Origin of the sequence: Streptomyces sp. NPDC002044 (genome assembly GCF_040296725.1) — a bacterium.
GTDB classification, from domain to species: domain Bacteria; phylum Actinomycetota; class Actinomycetes; order Streptomycetales; family Streptomycetaceae; genus Streptomyces; species Streptomyces antarcticus.
Genome location: NZ_JBEOXU010000233.1, coordinates 1 through 6,432, shown reverse-complemented (window position 1 = coordinate 6,432; position 6,432 = coordinate 1). Strand labels below are relative to the sequence as shown.

Genomic DNA, 6,432 nt, shown 5'->3' with positions numbered 1-6,432 from the left:
CCGCATTGCGTGTCACGCCGATCGCCTGCGCGACCTCTTCCTGGTTCAGCCCCGTCAGCCGGACGGGGCTGCTCCCGGGCATCTGATCAGTGAGCCCGCCCGTACCAACGCCGCCCGTACCACCGCCGCCCGCACCGCTGGTGACGGCCTCCGCCCCCACCCCCACCTCCTCGGCCGACGGCCGCACCGGCACCGGCACCGGCACCGGCACCGGCACCGGCACCGGCACCGGCACCGGAAACAGCCTGGACGGCACCCGCCCGCCCCGGCTGGAGCGGGGCGCCGCCGCTCCGCCGGCCCGGAGCGGGCGCCGGACCCGCTACGCGGACGGGAGCGGCATCCCCGCGTACGTCGACGACCTCGCCTCGCTCCTCGCGGACGCCCCCGCCGACCTGATGGAGGAACTCCTCTCCCAGCCCGCCGCGTTCGGCCAGAGCAGCGTCGTCCTGCGCGGATCCGAACTGATCGCCGCCGAAGCCGAGAGCCTGCTGCGGAGCATCCCGTCCCTGCGGCCCAGGACGCCCGAACCCGGCGCCCCGGCCGGTACCGGACCGGTGGCCGACCTGCGCACGGCCCTGCGGCAGCGGCCCCGCGCCCTGATCGGCGGGCTGGCCCTCCCGTACACCGACACCGCCGGGGAGACCCGGGTGCTGCACGTCACCGCCCGCCACTACGGGAACTGGGAGCGGTTCGCCGACACGTACGGCAGCCCCACCAAGATCGACACCATGGACCGCGCCGCCGTCCAGGCCGGACGGAACAGCAGCGTGCAGTCCACGACCCAACTCGGCCTGGGCGGACCGTTCCTCGGGCCGTCCTCCGCCGCCGCCTTCGGCGGCTTCGGACGGCTCGCCCTGCGCGGCGGCTTCAGCACCAAGGCGGGCTACGGCCAGAGCGACCAGGCCACCGCGCAGGCGGAGACGCGTACCCTCGACGGCTCCCACGTCCACCTCGACGACCTCCACCTCACCCTCCGGGTCACGGACGCCGACGGCCGCCTGGTCACCGAACCGCCGCCGGCCGGCACCGCCGGACCGGCCCACGCCGCCCACACCGCTTTCGCCGTACGCGACGGACTGGCCCTGCGCCTGCCGGACAGCGCGGTGAAGCCGTCCCGACCGGGCCGGATCCCCCGCTCGATCGCCATGGACCACGACACCCAGTACCGGCTGGTGCGCACCGAGGGCTTCGGCCCCGTCGGCCGCATCCGGGACTGGGCCGCCACCGAGATCGGCGCCGCCCCCGGCAGCACCGCCCACCAGGAGCTGGACGCCTTCTTCTCCAGCGAATCCTTTCAGCGCCACGCCCGGATGCTGGCCGCCGGACGGCTGGCCACCGCCCCCCTGTTCGCCGACGACCGCCGGCGCACCCCGCTCGGCGTCTTCGTGGTCGAGCGGGTGGTGCCCGTCCGTGCCACCCTCGTCACGGAAACCCCGGACGCCGAACTGCGCGACATCGCCACCTCCACCGTCCGCAACGACCGGTCCCTGACCAAGACCGTCAACTTCGGCGTCGACGGCGTGCTCGGCCCGGCCTTCAACTTCCTCGACCTCGGCGGCGGAGCGCTCAACCTCCGCCTCCAGTTCGGGCCCGCCTTCCGTCACCTCTTCTCCGTCTCGCGCACCACCGCCTTCGGCGGCTTCGGCGGACTCAAGACCTCCGGCCAGGTCAAGGGCACCCCGACCGGCCTCTACCTGGTCCGCAAAACGGTGTACGTACGGCACGCCGGCAGCGGCTCCCCCGCCCGGCGCTTCCCCACCTGGAGCCTGGACCGGATGACGCGTACGGAGGCCCGCAGGCTCGCCGGCTGGGACGACGGGACGACCGTGCCGCTGCGTCACGGCCTGCCCGAGCCGTACGCCCCCGCCTACCTCACCCCCGACCGCCCGCCGACCCTCGGCATGCACCGCGTCGAGGAGTTCGCCCACGCCGACGGCCGCCGCACCCGCGACACCGACGGCCGCCCCCGCACCCTCCTGGACGCGTTCGCCGACACCGTCCTGACCGCCCTCGCCGACGCCCACCCGGGGCTGGTCGCCCCCCTGGACCGGCTCGCCCCGCCGGTCCGGCGCGGCCTGCTCGACCGCGCCCGGGCCGTCACCCGGACCGCCGGCCCCCTCGACCGGGCGCGGCGCGGCCCCCACTGGGACGACGCCGACGCCTACCAGACCGCCCTGTCGAACACGCTGACCGTCCTCTCCGCCCTCTCCCACCTGAGCCTGGCCGCCGGGCTGGAGGCCCTGACCACCACCGGCATCTCCATCCGGCTCACCGAGCCCGGCACCTTCGGCCAGTCCCACCGCCACGTCCGGGTGCACGGCGAACTGACGCACCGGCGCTACGAGGGCCGCCAGGACGACCTGAAGCTGCGGCACAGCGCCCCGGGCGGCCAGCGCACGGACGGCCAGGAGAGCCGCAAGCGGGCCACGGGCGCAGGGGCGGACCTCCAGCTGGCCTTCCGCGACCCGGACGCGGGAGCCGTCGAGTCGATCGGCGCCCCCGACAACGCCGGAGTGCTCTCCCTGGGCTGGCGTTCCGCCGTCCAGCACGAGTCCGAGTCCGGCTACGGCTCCTCCGCGACCAACGAGCCGATGTCGGTGAGCACCAAGCCCTCCCACCTCTACCGCTACGATCTCGCGCTCAGCGCGAGCCACGGCGGATACTGGCGCTTCCGCGGGCTGCTGCGCGGCGTCGCCACCCTCGGGCTCCTCGGCACCCAGCCGTTCGTCTTCCAGAGCCCGCGGACCCTGCTGATCGGCACCGGAGCGCACGGCCTTCCCGTCCGCGGCGGCCCCGTCACCGGGCAGGTCCTGATCAGCGTTCCCGACCGGCACGCCCCCGCCGTCGACCCGCACCGCCCCGGCGCCCCCAACCCGTACCGCTCGCCCGGCGGTCCGCCGGACACCACCGCCATGCCCCGCCGCCGGGCGCACGCCCTCGCCACGGGGGACCTCACGGCGCCCGCCGCGACCGGCGACGGGGGCCGGGCGCCGGGGCGCGGCGACCGCCTCTTCCGGGACCTCCAGCACCACCCCTTCCTCACCGTCGCGGTCCTCGTCCCGCCCGGACTGACCGACGCCGTCACGGACGTCGTACGCACCGCCTCCGGCGGATCCTGGCAGTTCGCCCAGGAAGGAGCCCCGGCCCGGGAGGCCGTCCTGCGCGCCTTCCAGCCGCAGTACGCCACCGCCAACTTCGACCAGAGCTCCGGACCGCTCGGCTTCGCCCTGGCCGGGCTGATGGGCAAACCGCCGTACGGCACCCTGTGGGGCACCTTCCGGCACTACACCGCGGTCCGCGGCGTCCACGCCCTCACCGGACCCGTCGAGATGGACACCGAGATGGTCCTCGGCAGCGTCACGCAGGCGACCGGCAAGACCGGGCGGACCGTCACGCACTCCTTCGGCGGCCAGCTCACCTACGCCAAACCCCACACCAACGCCGGCGGGCCGCTGGGCACTTACGGATTCGTCGTCAACCCCTGGTCCGAGAGCGCCCAGCACACCCTGACCCTCACCCGCAGCGTCGTCGCCGACCTCAACCTCAAGAGCTTCGGCCACCAGGTCCTCGTCACCGGCACGGTCGAGCACTGGGCGGTGATGGTCTCCACCATGCTCGGCACCACCGCCGCCCGGCTCCCCGCCGTCCCCGCCTCCTTCGCGGGCGCCGCCGGATCGGTCACCACCGTGCCCGGCGGCTGGCTCGCCCACGTACCCGAGAAGAGCGCCCACCTGCTGGGAATCCTGGACGACGGCATGGGAGACGTGCCCCGCTACACCGGCAGGGGCTGGTCCCCGCAGCCCTGGACGCGCGGCCACACCTTCGGCACGTACCCCGTCAACACCCTGGACCCGACCGACGTGCTCAGCGCGTTCCAGACGAAGGTGCGCGCCCTCGGCCTCGACGAGGACGCCCAGGAGGACATCCGCCGGCAGGTGACCTCCCGCGTCCTGCGCGCCCTGCACCGCGAGGCGACCGGAACGGGAACGAGCCTCCCCTCCCGGACCGGCGGCTGGGGCTGGGGCGCCGTACGCGTCGGGAGCCGCCGGGCCCGCGTACGGGTGGAACTCCTCCCCGGCACACCCGTCCTGGGGATGCTCGATCACGGGACCGAGCAGGAGGAGAACCGGCGCGCCGTCGAAACCCGCCAGGACGGAGCCGAGTTCACCTCCGGCCGGGACATCGGCGTCCTCGTCGGCGAAAGCGTCCACACCGGCGACCCCACCGCCGTCGCCGCCGGCCCCTCCTACACCGAGACCGGGACCTCACGGCGCGCCGTCTCGACCGCCCGCTCGGTCTCCACCGGCACCACCTACCGGGCGGCCTCGACCGAACCGCACGCCGAGACCACCACGCCCTACCGGCTGCGCCTCACCCTGGAGTTCGACGACGCCCCCGACCCCGCCTCCCCGGGCGCGGGCGCCGGATCCGCCGCCCCGAGCACGGCGCTGCGGCGGTTCACCGGCAGACAGCGGATCACCCAGACCGGCGCCGTCGGCGACCTGCGCGAACACGTCCCGCTCAGCCTCATGGCCCCGGACCCCGACCCCGCCGACCCCGCGCCCGACCCCCGGCTCGCCCCGCCCGACCTCACCGTCGCCACCCGGCCGCGCTCGGGACCGCGCCCCGGACTCCTCGGCCCCGACACCCTCCACGCGGACGGCACCGCAAGGCCGTTCACCTTTCCCGAGAACGGTTTCCACGTACGCCGCATCGTCGGCCTGGAACACGTCCAGGAGGCCGGGCGGCGCGCCATCGCCGAGTCCTACGGGATCGACCTCACCGGCCTGGACGCCCCCGACGCCACCCCCGCCCGCCGTACGGAACTGCTGCGCCGCGCCGCCGGAACCGCCCTCACCCGGCCGGGCGGCGCAGCCGCCCAGACCCTGGAGGACGGCACCACCAACACCGCCCTGTCCACCTTCTACGACCAGGCCCTCGTTCCCGCCGGGTACGAGGTGCCCGGGCTCACCCACCGCGACCCGGCCGGGACCGACTCCGCCCGGCTCTCCCTGCACGCGAAACCCGACTTCTCCCGGGCGGTCCTGCTCACCGTCGCGGACGGCAAGAAGCTCGAAGTCCTGCGCGAGAGCGCCGAGGGCACCGGCACGTCCGTGAGCCACGAGCACGCCCAGGACTCCGCGTTCGGCGGCGGCGTCGCGATCCGCAGCGAGGACACCGGCCTCAACCAGCTCGCCGCGACCGCCACCGGCCCCCACGCCGCGGACGGCGACGGCGCCCCGGTCGGCGCGGAGCGGCTCTCCTCGCTCAACGTCAAACCCAAGACCGGCCGGGCGTTCCTGTTCGCCGTCCCCACGGACTGGCTGAGCGTCGCCGAAGTGCACCGGGGCATCAAGGACAGCGGCCTCGGCAGGTTCCTCGCCGGCGCCTTCGGCCACCCGCCGCGCGGCCCCAAGGCCGTCTCCTCCCAGACCTACGCGCTGGCCTGGATCCGCGACGACGTCGCCCGGGAACTCGGCCTGATCAACGACACCACCTTCCCCACCCGGGTCTCCGCCGCCTGGGACGCCGTCGGCAGGGCGGCCAAGGCGTGGACCGAGGCGGACCAGGCGTACTGGAAGAAGCGCCGCGCCTCGTCCGGAGTGCGCGAGGCCCGGGAGGCCGCGCGCACGGCCCTCGGCCCGGCCCGCTCCGCCGCCGCGGACACCACCCGCCGGCTCGCCCCCCTCCTGGACGCCGCCGAAGCCGCCGACACCGCCCTCGCCCGCGCCGAGGCCGACGCCGTACGGGACCGCGCCGCGGCGAGCCGGCTGGAGGCCGCCGCCGACGCGCTGGACGCCGCCTCCGCCGCCGTGCGGCAGGCCCGGGCCGAGGCCGCCCGGGCCGAGCGCACCGCCCGGGCCACCGAGGACGCCGCCCGGGACGCCGTGGCCGCCCTGCACGGATGGGCCGCGCTGCCCGGCGAGGGGCCCGACCCCGAGGCCGTACGCCAGGCGGAGGACGGCCTCACCACCGCCCGGCGCACCGCCGCCGCGCTCCGCTTTGCCGCGGGCCGGCGGATCGCCGCCACCCGCGACCCGTACGACACCGCCACCGGCGAACTCGCCGCCGCCGAACGGGACGCGCCCGCCGGGGCGGGGGCTTCCACGGGCTCGGGGACTCCCGCCGCGCCGGAGCCTTCGGGGGGCGCCGCGACCTCCGGGGCCGCCGAGTACGTCACCGCGACCTCCGGGGCCGCCGAGTACGCGGAGACTTCCGATCCCGGTGGGGCGCCCGAGTCCGGTGGGGCTTTCACGGCGGTGACGACGGGGCTCGCCGTGGCTCCCGGACCCGGCACCCGGTTCGCCGCGCGCCCCGGCCCCGGAACCGAACGGGCCCGGCGGACCGCCGACGCCCTGCGCACCGGCGCCGACCGGCGGCTGGCCGCCGCCGGGGCCCGGCGGAGCGCCGCCGCCCGCCGCCTCACCGGTC

At 76.3% G+C, this 6,432-nt stretch carries 1 protein-coding gene; it reads left to right on the top strand.

Annotated features, from left to right (window positions below; translation table 11 throughout):
• Nucleotides 1-140: 140 nt before the first annotated feature.
• Nucleotides 141-6,432: hypothetical protein (locus ABT106_RS30425; RefSeq protein ID WP_351283852.1), on the top strand; the 6,292-nt coding region annotated here is incomplete at its 3' end.